Here is a 17002-nt window from a genome sequence, read left to right on the forward strand (position 1 = left end):
AGTTGTTAATGTGCATTATTGATTGCTTCGATATGTTCCCCCATATATCAGTTTCTTAAAAAATAATCAAAATACCGTTGATACGTTCCCGCGAACGAAAGGGTTAAAAATCAGCTTAAGACATCAATGCCATCAACTCGAGCCATGGTGTTAGAGGAAACATATCTACACTGAACCTTTTAATTTTACCTATACTTTTTAATTATTTTGACTGAATGAATGTAAGGGTATTCAAGTTAGATTTATTCAGTAGCGTGCCAATCGAAAAACTCAATCCGTTAGCAATCTAATGCGTTTGACAAGTCTGAGGACTTCTCTAAACGCATTGATTTCAAGCCTTTTCCGGGGTTCTGCCCAGGAGAGGGCTTTTTATTTTTGTATCAAAATCTGCATGAACATAGATCCTTGTATGGGAAGTGGTCATATTCTGGTATATGCTTTTGACGTACTTATGGAAATATATAGAGAGTGTGGATATGTGGATAGGGATGCGGCACAAGCGATTATTGAAAATAATCTATTTGGTTTAGATATTGATAACCGTGCATATCAGCTTGCATATTTTGCTGTTATGATGAAAGCAAGAAGTTATGACAGAAGATTCTTAACAAGAAAAATTCAGCCGAATGTAACTGCGATTATAGAAACAAATGCGATAAGCCAGTTCTATTGTGAAGGGGTTACCAATGATAACGAGTTCAATAAAATAGGCGAATATTTAATCAAGACATATAAAAATGCTAAAGAAGTTGGAAGTTTGATTTCTGTTGAGGGAAATGATTATGTTGAATTTAAGGAATACATAGATAATTGTAACGTATCAGGTCAGATTACTATGGAAAGTAATAACTGGTATAGTGAAGTTATGCCTACAATGCAAAAAGTAGCAAAACAAGCTGATATTATGGCGAGAAAATATTGTGTTGTATCTACAAATCCACCATACATGAACAAGTTAGAAGGGGAGCTGAAAAAAGTTGTTATTGAAAAATATAAAGCATATAGTGGCGATCTGTTTTCTGTGTTTATGTATAGGAATTTTGACTACTGTACAAAGAATGGATATTCTGCATTTATGACCCCATTTGTGTGGATGTTTATCAAGACTTATGAGCAATTAAGAACGTATATTATTGAGCAAAAATCAATTATAACGCTTGTTCAAATGGAGTATTCTGCATTTGAGGAAGCGACAGTACCTATTTGCTCCTTTGTTTTAAAAAATGGAAAAGAATGCAAAAATGGATTATACATTAAATTATCTGAATTTAAAGGTGGAATGGAAGTACAGAGACAGAAAGTTATAGAAGCACTTAAGGACAAAAGTTGTAATTATTTTTATAATGAAAAATAGTATGAAAATCTAGTTATCCGTATAAACACTGGACTTATCACACTTTATCAAGGTCGAAACCAATCAATTTACTACTAATTTACTACTTATGAATGAGCTTTGATACGACGATTTACCCTTGAAAAGTGAAGAAACAAAGATACTTCCAATAAAAATTGAATAGGCAAAAGGTGGACACTTCAAAAATGAGGTGTCTATTTTTTTACCCGATTTGAAAGGACGTGATACTACGAAAATAGAAAAACAAGAGAATAAAGGTCGCTCCCCACCGTGAAAGACCATCAAACAAACGAGATTCATTCAACCATAAAAAAGAAAGGATAGGTAAAAATATGGAACTGAGATTCTACGTCAGTACTTTATAAACCACTCTCAAAGCATTGATAAATATACGTTCCTTCAAAATTCAGCTTTCACCCATTGGGTGAAAGAAAAATGCTCAAAAATGTGTTGAATTATCAGCTTTTATGAGTCGAGATATGGTACAATAATAGTAACAAAAGCAGAAAAAGGGGTTTAAATTATGATTAATAAAATTGATTTCACAGCTAAGAATCTAACATCAAATGCAGGTCTTTTTCTTCTCCTTGAGAACGCAAAAAGTAATGAGATTTTTGATCTAGTTGAAGATGACCTCGTATTTGATAATGACTCCACAAATAAAATCAAGATGAATCATATAAAGACGATGATCTGTGGTCACTTTATTGGTATAGACAAGCTAGAACGTCTAAAGCTCCTTCAAAATGATCCACTCGTTAATGAATTTGATATTTCCGTAAAAGAACCTGAAACAGTGTCACGATTTTTAGGAAACTTCACCTTTAAGACAACACAAATGTTTAGAGACATTAATTTTAAAGTCTTTAAAAAACTGCTCACTAAAAGTAAATTGACATCCATTACGATTGATATTGATAGTAGTGTAATCAACGTAGAAGGTCATCAAGAAGGTGCATCAAAAGGATATAATCCCAAGAAACTAGGAAACCGATGCTACAATATCCAGTTTGCATTTTGCGACGAATTAAAAGCCTACGTCACCGGATTTGTAAGAAGTGGCAATACTTACACAGCTAACGGTGCATCTGAAATGATCAAAGAAATAGTAGCCAACATCAAAACAGATGATTTAGAGATTTTATTTCGAATGGATAGTGGCTACTTTGATGAAAAAATTATTGAAACGATAGAATCTCTTGGTTGCAAATATTTAATTAAAGCCAAAAGTTATTCTACGCTTGCATCCCAAGCAACGAATTCATCGGTTGTATTCGTTAAAGGTGAAGAAGGCAGAGAAACTACAGAACTGTTTACAAAATTAGATAACTGGGAGAAAGACAGAAGGTTTGTTGTGTCTCGCGTACTGAAACCAGAAAAAGAAAGAGCACAAATATCACTTTTAGAAGGCTCTGAGTACGAATACTTTTTCTTTGTGACAAACACTACATTGCTTTCTGAAAAAGTAGTTATATCCTATGAAAAACGTGGCAATGCTGAGAACTATATTAAAGAAGCCAAATACGACATGGCGGTGGGTCATCTTTTACTTAAATCATTTTGGGCAAATGAAGCGGTGTTTCAAATGATGATGCTTTCATATAACCTGTTTTTGTTGTTCAAGATTGATTCCTTAGAGCCTTCAGAATACAGACAGCAAATAAAGACCTTTCGTTTGAAGTATGTATTTCTTGCAGCCAAAATCATTAAAACCGCAAGAACTGTAATTATGAATTTGTCAGAAAACTATCCGTACAAGGAAGTGTATGAAAAATGTCTGGTATAATAAAGATATCATCTTGAAAATCGAGTGTTGCTCTGTGGATAACTTGCAGGGTTTAATAAGTATCTTTACTCCATTGAAAAAGATTGAAAGGTGGTGGTAAATAATGTTACAATGTGGGAGTATCAGTTTAAATTCTTCGTGAAATAGTGTTCTTTTAAGCTAATAAAAAATGCACGTGGAATTTAGGTTATAAGTATAATTATCCAACAAAAATACTTGCAGCAAGTTTTAAAAACATAAGCCAGGTCAATGATTCCTTTGCCGCAGGCGCGCAAGCCGCAACAATAACACCTGAAATTTTACTGGATGTATTAAAAATGCCGGCAATCCAGAAAGCGGTTGATGATTTTGAAAATGACTGGGAGGATATATATGGAAAAGTTTCTATGGCAGATTTTTAATATGTGAAATAAAGCTGACCTGATTACATCGAAATGCGCTGCAGTGGAAATATAGTAAAAAACATGCAGGGTGTAACAGTCCCAAATTCAGGAGGCTTAAAAGGGATAGAGGCAGCTGCAATCCTTGGAGCCCTGGGCGGTGATGCATTAAAAGGAATAGAAGTGTTGGAAGAGCTTGAATGCGTTCGGTATTGTGATATTTGGTTTGGAAGGATAGGATTAAGGTGATTACCAACAGATTTATGTTTCAGTTATGATATTTCTGTATGGATTTTCTTATTTATAGCCTGTTTCCCCCATGCGCCCAGAAGCTCCAGAACAGGATATAATTCATTGCCGGTCTCGGTTAGTGAATATTCCACTCTGGGAGGTATTTCATTATACTGTTTTCTCATGACAATATGGTCTTTTTCTAATTCCTGCAGACTTTTGCTCAGCATGATATTGGATATACCGTCTATTTTCCGTCTGAGATCATTAAAACGTATGACTTTCTCTCTGGCGACAAACCATATAATGGGAATTTTCCATTTCCCATCCAAAATACTGATTGCATAGGAAGCTGGACAGTCTTTGATATCATTTTTCATAGGTTAACTCCACCTTACTTAGTAAATTAATTTTTAGTACTTGAATTATACTAATCATATAAGTATACTAAAGTAGTCTCAAAGAAAAGTAAAGAAAAATTTATTTATGGAGGTAAAAAAGGATGAGTCAAGTTGTTGATTTTTTAAATGAAGCAAAAACTTATTATTTTGCAACCGTTGAAGGAGACCAGCCAAGGGTCAGACCGTTTGGTGCAGCCATGGAGAGGAATGGCAAGGTCTATCTTGGTACAACCAATCAGAAAAAAGTTTATCAGCAGTTATTGGCAAATTCAAAGGTGGAAGTCTCAGGTATGGCAAAAGGAAAATGGATTCGGCTCACCGGCGAAGCCGTAATTGATGATACCGTGGAAGCAAGGGAAGCAATGCTTGAAGCAAATCCGCCTTTGAGAGATATGTATAGCGCTGATGATGGGAAATTCACCGTATTTTATTTGAAAAACATGCAGGCAGTTTTATATTCCTTTACAGGAGATCCGGAGATATTAGATAATTAATCAAAACATGCAGCCCAAGTGTAGAAATATGGGCTGCTTTTATTGTTATATTTATGCTTTTTGGTAATAATTCTTTGGCATCATCATCATAATGATCAAGATGTTTATGAGTGACGATCACAGCATCTACATCAATGGAAACTGTCAAGCTTACCAATGGATTTGATTTATCTGCTCTGGAAGTTCGGATATATTTATGTAAAGTTAGTGTTTTTGTCCATTATAATTAAAAGACCAAAAGACAAAAACAAATCTAATTTATTGAGTTGGCTTTTGGTATTTAAAAGCCAATGGACAAAATAGAAAAAGTCAAGGATTGCTTAGGTGGAGATTTTTTAAAGTGGTTTTCTTTAAAAAATACTACCTGATCCTTTACTTTCTATAAACGATTATTGCCAACAAATCTATTTTATTGAGTTGGCGATGGTCGTTTTTTTGTTTCTTTTTTTCCGTAAAAAAAGAAAGGTTTTAATCTTTTGCAAGTGATGAATTTCCAATGGAACTTAAATTTGTGATTCCCAAGATGGAAAAAACATTCGGCAATTTAGAATTTGCTGGCGAGGATAAAGTCGTACAGCGAAGAATCAACGGACATCTAACCGTCTTATCTCGAAGCTATAATCTCTATTCAGACGTTCAAAGAGCAGATGATATTGTGGTCGTACTTCCTGCTGAAGCTGGCGAAAAACATTTCGGCTTTGAGGAACGTGTTAAGTTAGTCAATCCACGTATTACCGCCGAGGGCTATAAAATCGGCACTCGTGGTTTTACAAATTACCTTTTACATGCTGACGACATGGTAAAAGAATAAAGAAAGAGAGGAAAAATGATGAGATTAGCAAATGGTATCGTATTAGATAAAGACACGACTTTTGGAGAATTAAAATTCTCTGCTCTACGTCGTGAAGTGAGAATCCAAAATGAAGACGGTACGGTTTCAGAGGAAATCAAAGAACGTACCTATGACTTAAAATCCAAAGGGCAAGGACGCATGATTCAAGTAAGTATTCCTGCCAGCGTGCCTTTGAAAGAGTTTGAATATAACGCACGGGTGGAACTTATCAATCCCATTGCGGATACTGTCGCTACTGCTACCTTTCAAGGAGCAGATGTTGACTGGTACATCAAGGCAGACGATATTGTGCTGACAAAGGATTCTAATTCCTTTAGAAATCAACAGCCACCTAAGAAAGAACCTGCTACGGACAAATAGCCACGTATCTTCCATTAGAGAGAAAGGAGAAAATCAAACATGAAACAGCGTGTCTTTCGTGGTAAAAGGATTCGTCCGAGTGACAAAGATTTAGTCTTTCATTTTACAGTAGCGTCCTTACTGCCTATTTTACTGCTTGTTGTCGGACTGTTTCATGTGAAGACAATCCAGCAGGTCAACTGGCAGGACTTTAACCTATCACAAGCAGATAAGATTGACATTCCGTATTTAAGTATCAGTTTCAGTGTCGCAATTCTTGTCTGCTTGCTGGTGGCGTTTCTATTCAAACGGTATCGCTATGATACGATTAAACAACTCTACCACCGTCAAAAGCTGGCGAAGATGGTTCTTGAAAATAAGTGGTATGAATCAGAACAGGTCAAAACAGATGGCTTCTTCAAGGATTCCCCCAGTCGTACCAAAGAAAAGATAACCTACTTCCCTAAAATCTATTATCGCCTTAAAAATGGCTTAATACAGATACAAGTGGAAATCACTCTGGGGAAATATCAAGACCAGCTCCTACACTTGGAAAAGAAATTAGAAAGTGGCTTGTACTGTGAGCTGACGGATAAAGAGTTAAAGGATTCCTACAGTTAAGTCCGATTCTTCAAGTTTAAAAACGGAACGTCAAAGTAATACAGTTCAAGAAAGAACGGTTCAAAAGCCAGTAACTTCAAGTGCACCAACAGATAGAGCTTCACAACGTTCAATCACAAAAGAACGTCAGTCTACTGTTCAAAGAGTACCACTACAAAATACAAAAAGTAGACCACCAATCAAAACCGCCACCATTAAGAAAGGCAGTAAGAAACCATGAAGCTGAAAACTTTAGTGATTGGTGGTTCGGGATTATTCTTGATGGTCTTCTCACTGCTTCTGTTTGTCGCCATTTTATTTTCAGATGAACAAGATGGCGGTTTTTCCAACATTCACTATGGCGGTGTGGATGTTTCCGCAGAAGTGCTGGCTCATAAGCCTATGGTAGAAAAAGTTGCCAAAGAATATGGAATTGAAGAATACGTCAATATACTTCTTGCGATTATACAGGTGGAATCGGGTGGTACAGCAGAAGATGTTATGCAGTCCTCGGAATCCCTCGGTCTTCCACCTAATTCATTGAGTACAGAAGAATCCATTAAGCAAGGTGTGAAGTATTTCAGTGAGTTATTAGCCAGTAGCGAAAGGCTTGGTGTAGATTTAGAATCGGTTATCCAGTCCTACAATTATGGTGGTGGTTTCTTAGGATATGTGGCTAATCGTGGGAATAAATATACCTTTGAACTGGCTCAAAGTTTCTCAAAAGAGTATTCGGGTGACGAAAAAGTGTCTTACCCCAATCCCATAGCCATACCTATCAATGGGGGCTGGCGATACAATTACGGGAATATGTTTTATGTGCAACTGGTAACGCAGTATCTTGTCACAACAGAGTTTAATGATGATACAGTACAAGCCATCATGGACGAAGCTCTGAAATTTGAAGGCTGGAAGTATGTCTATGGCGGAGCTTCCCCGACTACCTCTTTTGATTGTAGCGGACTGACACAATGGACGTATGGAAAAGCTGGAATCAACTTACCACGAACAGCACAACAGCAATATGATGTAACCCGGCATATCCCATTATTGGAAGCAAAAGCCGGCGATTTGGTTTTCTTTCATTCTACCTATAACGCTGGCTCTTATATTACTCATATCGGGATTTATTTAGGCGATAACCGTATGTTTCATGCAGGCGACCCTATCGGTTATGCCGACTTAACAAGCTCTTACTGGCAACAGCATTTAGTGGGAGCAGGACGAATCAAACAATAAGAAAGGACGATTCAATGATGAAATTCGGAAAAAATCAGAATACAGAAAAACAGACACCAAAGGAAAAGAAACCTCGTGTCTATAAGGTCAATCCTCGTAAAAAGGTTGTGATTGTCCTATGGGTACTTTTAGGACTTAGTTTCAGCTTTGCGATATTCAAGCACTTTACAGCCATTGATACCCATACCATTCATGAAACCACCATCATAGAAAAGGAATATGTCGATACTCATCATGTGGAAAATTTTGTAGAGAACTTTGCGAAAGTCTACTATTCATGGGAACTAAACGACAAGTCCATTGATAATCGCATAGAAAACCTGAAAGCATATCTGACAGAGGAACTTCAAGCTCTGAATGTCGATACAGTTCGTAAAGATATTCCTGTATCGTCTTCTGTAAAAGGATTTCAGATATGGACGGTAGAAGCAGATGGCGACAATCAATTTGATGTAACCTACAGTGTAGACCAACTCATTACAGAGGGGGAAAATACAAAGACCGTCCACTCTGCTTATATAGTGAGTGTCTATGTAGACAGTACTGGAAATATGGTCCTCATTAAGAATCCGACCATTACTAGCATACCAAAGAAATCAGACTATAAACCAAAAGCTATTGAAAGTGAGGGTACGGTTGATTCCATTACAACCAATGAAATCAATGAGTTTTTAACGACGTTCTTCAAGCTCTATCCTACAGCGACAGCCAGTGAACTTTCCTACTATGTGAATGACGGGATATTAAAACCAATCGGAAAAGAGTACATCTTTCAAGAACTGGTAAATCCTATTTACAATCGTAAGGATAATCAAGTCACGGTATCGCTGACAGTGGAGTATATCGACCAGCAGACCAAAGCAACGCAGGTATCTCAATTTGATTTGGTACTTGAAAAGAACGGGAGTAATTGGAAGATTATAGAATAACAAATATTGGTACATTATTACAGCTATTTTGTAATCACGTACTCTCTTTGATAAAAAATTGGAGATTCCTTTACAAATATGCTCTTACGTGCTATTATTTAAGTATCTATTTAAAAGGAGTTAATAAATATGCGGCAAGGTATTCTTAAATAAACTGTCAATTTGATAGTGGGAACAAATAATTGGATGTCCTTTTTTAGGAGGGCTTAGTTTTTTGTACCCAGTTTAAGAATACCTTTATCATGTGATTCTAAAGTATCCGGAGAATATCTGTATGCTTTGTATGCCTATGGTTATGCATAAAAATCCCAGTGATAAGAGTATTTATCACTGGGATTTTTATGCCCTTTTGGGCTTTTGAATGGAGGAAAATCACATGAAAATTATTAATATTGGAGTTTTAGCTCATGTTGATGCGGGAAAAACTACCTTAACAGAAAGCTTATTATATAACAGTGGAGCGATTACAGAATTAGGAAGCGTGGACAGAGGTACAACGAAAACGGATAATACGCTTTTAGAACGTCAGAGAGGAATTANAATTCAGACGGCGATAACCTCTTTTCAGTGGAAAAATACTAAGATGAACATCATAGACACGCCAGGACATATGGATTTTTTAGCAGAAGTATATCGTTCATTATCAGTATTAGATGGGGCAATTCTACTGATTTCTGCAAAAGATGGCGTACAAGCACAAACTCGTATATTGTTTCATGCACTTAGGAAAATAGGTATTCCCACAATCTTTTTTATCAATAAGATTGACCAAAATGGAATTGATTTATCAACGGTTTATCAGGATATTAAAGAGAAACTTTCTGCGGAAATTGTAATCAAACAGAAGGTAGAACTGCATCCTAATATGCGTGTAATGAACTTTACCGAATCTGAACAATGGGATATGGTAATAGAAGGAAATGATTACCTTTTGGAGAAATATACGTCTGGGAAATTATTGGAAGCATTAGAACTCGAACAAGAGGAAAGCATAAGATTTCATAATTGTTCCCTGTTCCCTGTTTATCACGGAAGTGCAAAAAACAATATAGGGATTGATAACCTTATAGAAGTGATTACGAATAAATTTTATTCATCAACACATCGAGGTCAGTCTGAACTTTGCGGAAAAGTTTTCAAAATTGAGTATTCGGAAAAAAGACAGCGTCTTGCATATATACGTCTTTATAGTGGCGTACTGCATTTGCGAGATTCGGTTAGAATATCGGAAAAGGAAAAAATAAAAATTACAGAAATGTATACTTCAATAAATGGTGAATTATGTAAAATCGATAAGGCTTATTCCGGGGAAATTGTTATTTTGCAGAATGAGTTTTTGAAGTTAAATAGTGTTCTTGGAGATACAAAGCTATTGCCACAGAGAGAGAGAATTGAAAATCCCCTCCCTCTGCTGCAAACGACTGTTGAACCGAGCAAACCTCAACAAAGGGAAATGTTACTTGATGCACTTTTAGAAATCTCCGACAGTGACCCGCTTCTGCGATATTATGTGGATTCTGCGACACATGAAATCATACTTTCTTTCTTAGGGAAAGTACAAATGGAAGTGACTTGTGCTCTGCTGCAAGAAAAGTATCATGTGGAGATAGAAATAAAAGAGCCTACAGTCATTTATATGGAAAGACCGTTAAAAAAAGCAGAGTATACCATTCACATCGAAGTTCCACCGAATCCTTTCTGGGCTTCCATTGGTCTATCTGTAGCACAGCTTCCATTAGGGAGCGGAGTACAGTATGAGAGCTCGGTTTCTCTTGGATACTTAAATCAATCGTTTCAAAATGCAGTTATGGAGGGGATACGCTATGGCTGTGAACAAGGATTGTATGGTTGGAATGTGACGGACTGTAAAATCTGTTTTAAGTATGGCTTATACTATAGCCCTGTTAGTACCCCAGCAGATTTTCGGATGCTTGCTCCTATTGTATTGGAACAAGTCTTAAAAAAAGCTGGAACAGAATTGTTAGAGCCATATCTTAGTTTTAAAATTTATGCGCCACAGGAATATCTTTCACGAGCATACAACGATGCTCCTAAATATTGTGCGAACATCGTAGACACTCAATTGAAAAATAATGAGGTCATTCTTAGTGGAGAAATCCCTGCTCGGTGTATTCAAGAAAAGAAAGACAAATTTTTTAAGAAATACTAGGATGGTGATTATTAATGGTTAATAAACTTTCAGCATATAAAATTTATTTATTATTTTCAGCTATTACTGCAATGTGTTTTTCGTTGATAGCGACAGTTATGATAGTGTATCACATTGAAAATGTTCATTTAAATCCACTTCAGCTTATACTTGTTGGAACTACTTTAGAGACAGCATGTTTCATATTTGAAATTCCTACAGGTATAGTTGCGGATGTATATAGTCGTAAACTATCTATTGTTATAGGTGCAGTTTTAACAGGGTTAGGACTTATTTTAGAGGGCTCTATTTCTAGTTTTATTTTCGTACTTGCAGCACAGATAGTATGGGGAGTGGGTTCTACTTTCATCAGCGGATCTCTTGAAGCATGGATTGCAGAAGAAGAGAGGAGTAAAGATTTGGATCAAATTTATATGAAGGGGGCACAAGTAGGACAGATAGGATCAGTTATTGGAATAGTATTAAGCACTGTAATAGCTAATTTTTCTGTAAGATTGCCTATTATAGTTAGTGGAGTTTTATTTATAATTCTTGCATTATTTTTAGGGGTATATATGCCAGAAAATAATTTTAAACCATCTGCTCCAGAGGATTTAAATACATTCAAGAAGATGGGATATACTTTTAAGTCTGGTCTTAAGTTTATAAAAAGTAAATCTATAATTATGATTTTACTTTCTGTGACTTTGTTTTATGGATTGTCGAGCGAAGGATATGACAGACTTTCTAATGCACATTTTCTGCAAGATACTGTGCTTCCTAAGCTTTGGAATCTTAACCCAGTCACTTGGTTTGGGATTTTTGGAATTGCAGGAATGGTGTTAAGTGCAATAGTTATGAATTTTATGTCAAATAGACTTGATGATGATAAAAATAATAATGGAAAGCTTTTGATAGGTATAAATATATTTTATATATTATTTATGTTTATATTTGCTATCACAAAAAACTTTAGCTTAATGTTAATAGCGTATTTAGCAACAAATACCTTTAGAACTATAAATAAACCTATATTCAGTGCATGGCTAAATGGACATATAGATGATAAGGCTAGAGCTACTGTGCTTTCTATAAATGGACAAATAAATGCCTTAGGTCAAATTTTAGGTGGGCCAATTATAGGAATTATAGCTACGAATATTTCAGTAAGTATTGGTATAGCATGTACTTCGTTATTAGTGACACCAGTATTGGTTCTATATATTGTTTCTATGATAATGGATAAGAAGGCGTCTAATAGAGTTGGAGGTGGCGATTATGAAGAAAATAATTAATATAGGAATCGTTGCACATGTGGATGCTGGAAAAACAACGATAACAGAGAATTTATTATATTATAGTGGAGCTATAAAATCTGTTGGAAGGGTTGATTTAGGTAACACACAGACAGACTCAATGGAGCTTGAACGTAAGAGAGGAATTACTATTAAATCTTCAACCATATCTTTCACTTGGAATGATGTTAAAGTAAATATTGTTGATACTCCAGGACATGTAGATTTTATTTCAGAAGTTGAACGCTCATTAAGTGTTTTAGATGGTGCAATAATAGTTATATCAGGAGTAGAGGGGATTCAGTCTCAAACAAGAATATTAACTGATAGGAACTGTCATTTCGGGTTTTTTGCGGTTTCGGGTCAAAATTCGGTTTTTTCCCCGAACTACGACTGTTTTCGCACCCCGAACAACTAATCCAATCAGAATTTTCCGGCAACGCCGACTCCAAGAAGTGTAATTCCAGTCTATTTCTGCCGTCAACCCCTGATACGCGCCAATGCGAGAAAGCTAACACATATAACTTCCCCACGAAGCCATATAAACTCCGATTTCGAGGTGTTATCCTGTTCCGCATAAACTTCGTTCTTGGGTATTATACCGACACCAAAGCAAGCTCAGGAGGTGAACGAGCACAGACGGCCACTGGCTGCTCCCGTTCCTGCTGCTTTGCCCAGTTAATAATCTTGGCAAGCTCCTTGGGATCCTCGATTATCGCCACAACCGACATTGACCCCTGGCATTTTGGGCAGATAAACGGATCGACCTCGTAGACTTTTTGTAACAACCTTGCCCAACTTTGTTTACGCAGTTTAGACCATGCATCAGGGACTTGCATCGCTTCCTCATTCTCTGGCTTCTCTGGCGCTTTTGCTTGGACAATTTTAGACACGCTTGGATGACCTTTTTGCCAACTTTCTGGAGCCAGGCTATAAATATTGGGGCGCTCTTGCCACTGCTTACGGACTTTTCCGGCATATACCCCATAACGACGGACTAATTGAACCCGCCTTGGTGGTAAATGGGCCACAAGCTGGTCGACGAATTCAAAGCCTTTGAAGGTCTCTGTTTTTCCTTTGTAGAAGCCCTTTGGGCTGGCTGTCCAAATTACAGTGTCAGAAACTGGATCATACTGGATTTTTTCTGCACAGGTAGCCCCTCGGACAACATATTGCCCCAAGGCTTCTCGATCGGTCTTGCTGAATAACCTGGTATCGCTCTCGATACTAAAGCCGGAATGCTTCCAGTCCTTGAACATGTTTGCACGAGCTTTATCGATCAACTGTTTGCGCAGAAACAAAGCCAAAATCGCTGCTTGCCAGACCTTGAGCATCCCTTCGTCGGCCCCGATTGGCATATATACAAAACGGTCGTGCTTGGTGAAACCACCTTCCAGAACCAGAACATGCCAGTGCGGGTGGAATCGAGCGAATTCACCAAACGACTGGTAGCTGACAACACAGGCACATAGTAGTTCTTGACCGGCTGCCAGGGAGAAAAAATCAGAAAGTAAGGAGAATGCTAGCCTGGACACTTCGCCAAACAGGTGCTTATCAGATTTAAAATAGGGACGGAGAATTTTTGGAATCGTAAAAACAAATTGTCGATGCGGTAGATCAAGAAGCAAATCCTCGGCCAGGTATTCAGCATAGAGTAAGGTTCGTTTTTGGTCGCACGAGGGACAAAGGTGGAAAACCTTGCACGAAAATGGCCTGAAGTACGAATGTCCACAATCATGGCAACGTATTCGAGCAACACCCTTGGTCCAATCGGCACATTCAGCAAAATGCTCAAGGCGGTCAAGGATAGTTTGCGATGGACTTGCGTAGGCTTGGTACTGGGTTAGAGAATTGCGGACTATGGTCTGGATTATCCCTTCCCGATGGGGAATGTAAGTTCCCATACCTATACATACGCAGGAAAACGATGATTTGCTTGCAATTGCGAAGAAAATAATGGAAAATGTGGACTGGCGCCACCTAACAACCGGTTCGAGCGGACTCACGGGACAAGCCCGTTCGCAGCTCAACCGAATGCTAGCTGGACTCCGCTTCGCGGAGCAAAAAGAATAATAAAAAAAGCGTATTTCTGTAATCCATACCATAGTTGGGAAAAAGGAAGTATTGAAAATCGGATAGGTATGATACGCAGATACTTTCCTAAAAAAACAGACTGGTCCTTGATTACTCAAAAACAACTTGATAAGGTGGTCAAGAAGATTAACACTCGACCAATGAAGTGTTTAGGATTCAAAACACCTGAAGAGGTTTTTGAAGACTTTGTAAAAAAACTGTAAAAAAAATTAAACTTATAGATTGGTTTTATATTTTCTCATATCTTATGATAAGATCCTATGAAAAAATTTATTATAAAATTAATCATATAATATATGAAAAAATTGGAGATTCCTTTACAAATATGCTCTTACGTGCTATTATTTAAGTATCTATTTAAAAGGAGTTAATAAATATGCGGCAAGGTATTCTTAAATAAACTGTCAATTTGATAGTGGGAACAAATAATTGGATGTCCTTTTTTAGGAGGGCTTAGTTTTTTGTACCCAGTTTAAGAATACCTTTATCATGTGATTCTAAAGTATCCGGAGAATATCTGTATGCTTTGTATGCCTATGGTTATGCATAAAAATCCCAGTGATAAGAGTATTTATCACTGGGATTTTTATGCCCTTTTGGGCTTTTGAATGGAGGAAAATCACATGAAAATTATTAATATTGGAGTTTTAGCTCATGTTGATGCGGGAAAAACTACCTTAACAGAAAGCTTATTATATAACAGTGGAGCGATTACAGAATTAGGAAGCGTGGACAGAGGTACAACGAAAACGGATAATACGCTTTTAGAACGTCAGAGAGGAATTACAATTCAGACGGCGATAACCTCTTTTCAGTGGAAAAATACTAAGATGAACATCATAGACACGCCAGGACATATGGATTTTTTAGCAGAAGTATATCGTTCATTATCAGTATTAGATGGGGCAATTCTACTGATTTCTGCAAAAGATGGCGTACAAGCACAAACTCGTATATTGTTTCATGCACTTAGGAAAATAGGTATTCCCACAATCTTTTTTATCAATAAGATTGACCAAAATGGAATTGATTTATCAACGGTTTATCAGGATATTAAAGAGAAACTTTCTGCGGAAATTGTAATCAAACAGAAGGTAGAACTGCATCCTAATATGCGTGTAATGAACTTTACCGAATCTGAACAATGGGATATGGTAATAGAAGGAAATGATTACCTTTTGGAGAAATATACGTCTGGGAAATTATTGGAAGCATTAGAACTCGAACAAGAGGAAAGCATAAGATTTCATAATTGTTCCCTGTTCCCTGTTTATCACGGAAGTGCAAAAAACAATATAGGGATTGATAACCTTATAGAAGTGATTACGAATAAATTTTATTCATCAACACATCGAGGTCAGTCTGAACTTTGCGGAAAAGTTTTCAAAATTGAGTATTCGGAAAAAAGACAGCGTCTTGCATATATACGTCTTTATAGTGGCGTACTGCATTTGCGAGATTCGGTTAGAATATCGGAAAAGGAAAAAATAAAAATTACAGAAATGTATACTTCAATAAATGGTGAATTATGTAAAATCGATAAGGCTTATTCCGGGGAAATTGTTATTTTGCAGAATGAGTTTTTGAAGTTAAATAGTGTTCTTGGAGATACAAAGCTATTGCCACAGAGAGAGAGAATTGAAAATCCCCTCCCTCTGCTGCAAACGACTGTTGAACCGAGCAAACCTCAACAAAGGGAAATGTTACTTGATGCACTTTTAGAAATCTCCGACAGTGACCCGCTTCTGCGATATTATGTGGATTCTGCGACACATGAAATCATACTTTCTTTCTTAGGGAAAGTACAAATGGAAGTGACTTGTGCTCTGCTGCAAGAAAAGTATCATGTGGAGATAGAAATAAAAGAGCCTACAGTCATTTATATGGAAAGACCGTTAAAAAAAGCAGAGTATACCATTCACATCGAAGTTCCACCGAATCCTTTCTGGGCTTCCATTGGTCTATCTGTAGCACAGCTTCCATTAGGGAGCGGAGTACAGTATGAGAGCTCGGTTTCTCTTGGATACTTAAATCAATCGTTTCAAAATGCAGTTATGGAGGGGATACGCTATGGCTGTGAACAAGGATTGTATGGTTGGAATGTGACGGACTGTAAAATCTGTTTTAAGTATGGCTTATACTATAGCCCTGTTAGTACCCCAGCAGATTTTCGGATGCTTGCTCCTATTGTATTGGAACAAGTCTTAAAAAAAGCTGGAACAGAATTGTTAGAGCCATATCTTAGTTTTAAAATTTATGCGCCACAGGAATATCTTTCACGAGCATACAACGATGCTCCTAAATATTGTGCGAACATCGTAGACACTCAATTGAAAAATAATGAGGTCATTCTTAGTGGAGAAATCCCTGCTCGGTGTATTCAAGAATATCGTAGTGATTTAACTTTCTTTACAAATGGACGTAGTGTTTGTTTAACAGAGTTAAAAGGGTACCATGTTACTACCGGTGAACCTGTTTGCCAGCCCCGTCGTCCAAATAGTCGGATAGATAAAGTACGATATATGTTCAATAAAATAACTTAGTGTATTTTATGTTGTTATATAAATATGGTTTCTTGTTAAATAAGATGAAATATTTTTTAATAAAGATTTGAATTAAAGTGTAAAGGAGGAGATAGTTATTATAAACTACAAGTGGATATTGTGTCCTGTATGTGGAAATAAAACACGATTAAAGATAAGGGAAGATACTGAATTAAAAAAATTCCCCCTCTATTGTCCGAAATGCAGACAAGAAAATTTAATTGAAATAAAGCAGTTCAAAGTAACTGTGATTACAGAGCCAGACGCAAAGACGCAGAGCCGATAAAATGAGATTAATACAATCTCATTTTATCG

At 36.9% G+C, this 17002-nt stretch carries 14 protein-coding genes and 5 pseudogenes; 17 read left to right on the top strand and 2 right to left on the bottom strand.

Features of this window, described 5'->3' with window-relative positions; all coding sequences use genetic code 11:
• The first annotated feature begins 451 nt into the window (after positions 1-451).
• The 4 genes and pseudogenes from BJR36_RS07645 to BJR36_RS07660 all read left to right on the top strand — a co-directional run.
• Entirely contained in the window at positions 452-1354 is a 903-nt protein-coding gene (locus tag BJR36_RS07645) for an Eco57I restriction-modification methylase domain-containing protein (protein WP_242875492.1), read from the top strand.
• Positions 1355-1877: 523 nt separating this feature from the next.
• The gene (locus BJR36_RS07650) at positions 1878-3140 is read left to right on the top strand and encodes an IS1380-like element ISEnca1 family transposase (protein WP_031587700.1); all 1263 of its coding nucleotides are present in this window, start codon (positions 1878-1880) and stop codon (positions 3138-3140) included.
• Positions 3141-3325: 185 nt separating this feature from the next.
• Positions 3326-3541 (top strand): annotated as a pseudogene (locus BJR36_RS21025) (transaldolase family protein); the annotation flags it as partial.
• 18 nt (positions 3542-3559) lie between these two features.
• Positions 3560-3718: pseudogene (locus tag BJR36_RS07660) on the top strand (serine dehydratase subunit alpha family protein); the annotation flags it as partial.
• A 74-nt stretch (positions 3719-3792) separates the two neighbouring features.
• Here the strand turns inward: BJR36_RS07660 and BJR36_RS07665 are convergent.
• The gene (locus BJR36_RS07665) at positions 3793-4131 is read right to left on the bottom strand and encodes a winged helix-turn-helix transcriptional regulator (RefSeq protein WP_091232354.1); all 339 of its coding nucleotides are present in this window, start codon (positions 4129-4131) and stop codon (positions 3793-3795) included.
• A 122-nt stretch (positions 4132-4253) separates the two neighbouring features.
• Between BJR36_RS07665 and BJR36_RS07670 the strand changes: the two genes are divergently transcribed.
• From BJR36_RS07670 to BJR36_RS07720, 10 genes and pseudogenes are all read left to right on the top strand, one after another.
• Complete coding sequence (locus BJR36_RS07670; RefSeq protein WP_000084746.1) at positions 4254-4646, top strand: pyridoxamine 5'-phosphate oxidase family protein; 393 nt, start codon at positions 4254-4256, stop codon at positions 4644-4646.
• 496 nt (positions 4647-5142) lie between these two features.
• On the top strand, positions 5143-5457 hold the full coding sequence (locus BJR36_RS07675) for a YdcP family protein (RefSeq protein ID WP_000420680.1): 315 nt from the start codon (positions 5143-5145) through the stop codon (positions 5455-5457).
• An 18-nt stretch (positions 5458-5475) separates the two neighbouring features.
• On the top strand, positions 5476-5859 hold the full coding sequence (locus BJR36_RS07680) for a YdcP family protein (protein ID WP_001234287.1): 384 nt from the start codon (positions 5476-5478) through the stop codon (positions 5857-5859).
• A gap of 39 nt (positions 5860-5898) precedes the next feature.
• Positions 5899-6453, top strand: a pseudogene (locus BJR36_RS07685) (ATP-binding protein); the annotation flags it as partial.
• 222 nt (positions 6454-6675) lie between these two features.
• On the top strand, positions 6676-7677 hold the full coding sequence (locus BJR36_RS07695; protein ID WP_020224359.1) for a bifunctional lytic transglycosylase/C40 family peptidase: 1002 nt from the start codon (positions 6676-6678) through the stop codon (positions 7675-7677).
• A 14-nt stretch (positions 7678-7691) separates the two neighbouring features.
• Positions 7692-8606: a conjugal transfer protein gene (locus BJR36_RS07700; protein ID WP_002345006.1), complete on the top strand. Its 915-nt coding sequence runs from the start codon at positions 7692-7694 to the stop codon at positions 8604-8606.
• Positions 8607-8889: 283 nt separating this feature from the next.
• The gene (locus BJR36_RS07705; RefSeq protein WP_078372222.1) at positions 8890-8967 is read left to right on the top strand and encodes a tetracycline resistance determinant leader peptide; all 78 of its coding nucleotides are present in this window, start codon (positions 8890-8892) and stop codon (positions 8965-8967) included.
• A 15-nt stretch (positions 8968-8982) separates the two neighbouring features.
• A pseudogene (tet, locus tag BJR36_RS07710) lies at positions 8983-10755 on the top strand (TetM/TetW/TetO/TetS family tetracycline resistance ribosomal protection protein); the annotation flags it as partial.
• Between the two features lie 35 nt (positions 10756-10790).
• Entirely contained in the window at positions 10791-12050 is a 1260-nt protein-coding gene (gene tetA(P), locus BJR36_RS07715; RefSeq protein ID WP_091232356.1) for a tetracycline efflux MFS transporter TetA(P), read from the top strand.
• Positions 12034-12372: pseudogene (locus BJR36_RS07720) on the top strand (GTP-binding protein); the annotation flags it as partial. The gene tetA(P) and the pseudogene BJR36_RS07720, both read left to right, overlap by 17 nt.
• A 274-nt stretch (positions 12373-12646) precedes the next feature.
• Here BJR36_RS07720 and BJR36_RS07725 read toward each other — a convergent pair.
• On the bottom strand, positions 12647-13954 hold the full coding sequence (locus BJR36_RS07725) for an IS91 family transposase (protein WP_091232359.1): 1308 nt from the start codon (positions 13952-13954) through the stop codon (positions 12647-12649).
• Positions 13955-14674: 720 nt separating this feature from the next.
• Here BJR36_RS07725 and BJR36_RS07735 point away from each other — a divergent pair.
• The 3 genes from BJR36_RS07735 (at position 14675) to BJR36_RS07745 (ending at position 16973) form a co-directional block, all read left to right on the top strand.
• Positions 14675-14752 carry a tetracycline resistance determinant leader peptide gene (locus tag BJR36_RS07735; RefSeq protein WP_078372222.1) on the top strand — a complete coding sequence of 26 codons (78 nt, stop codon included), beginning with the start codon at positions 14675-14677 and terminating at the stop codon, positions 14750-14752.
• A gap of 15 nt (positions 14753-14767) precedes the next feature.
• Entirely contained in the window at positions 14768-16687 is a 1920-nt protein-coding gene (gene tet(M), locus BJR36_RS07740; RefSeq protein ID WP_026389858.1) for a tetracycline resistance ribosomal protection protein Tet(M), read from the top strand.
• Between the two features lie 97 nt (positions 16688-16784).
• Positions 16785-16973 (top strand): cysteine-rich KTR domain-containing protein, encoded by a 189-nt coding sequence (locus tag BJR36_RS07745; protein WP_012962334.1) that lies wholly within the window; start codon positions 16785-16787, stop codon positions 16971-16973.
• Positions 16974-17002 lie beyond the last annotated feature (29 nt).

It is taken from the genome of Anaerobium acetethylicum, from assembly GCF_900096945.1.
In the GTDB taxonomy this organism is placed as follows: Bacteria; Bacillota; Clostridia; order Lachnospirales; family Lachnospiraceae; genus Anaerobium; species Anaerobium acetethylicum.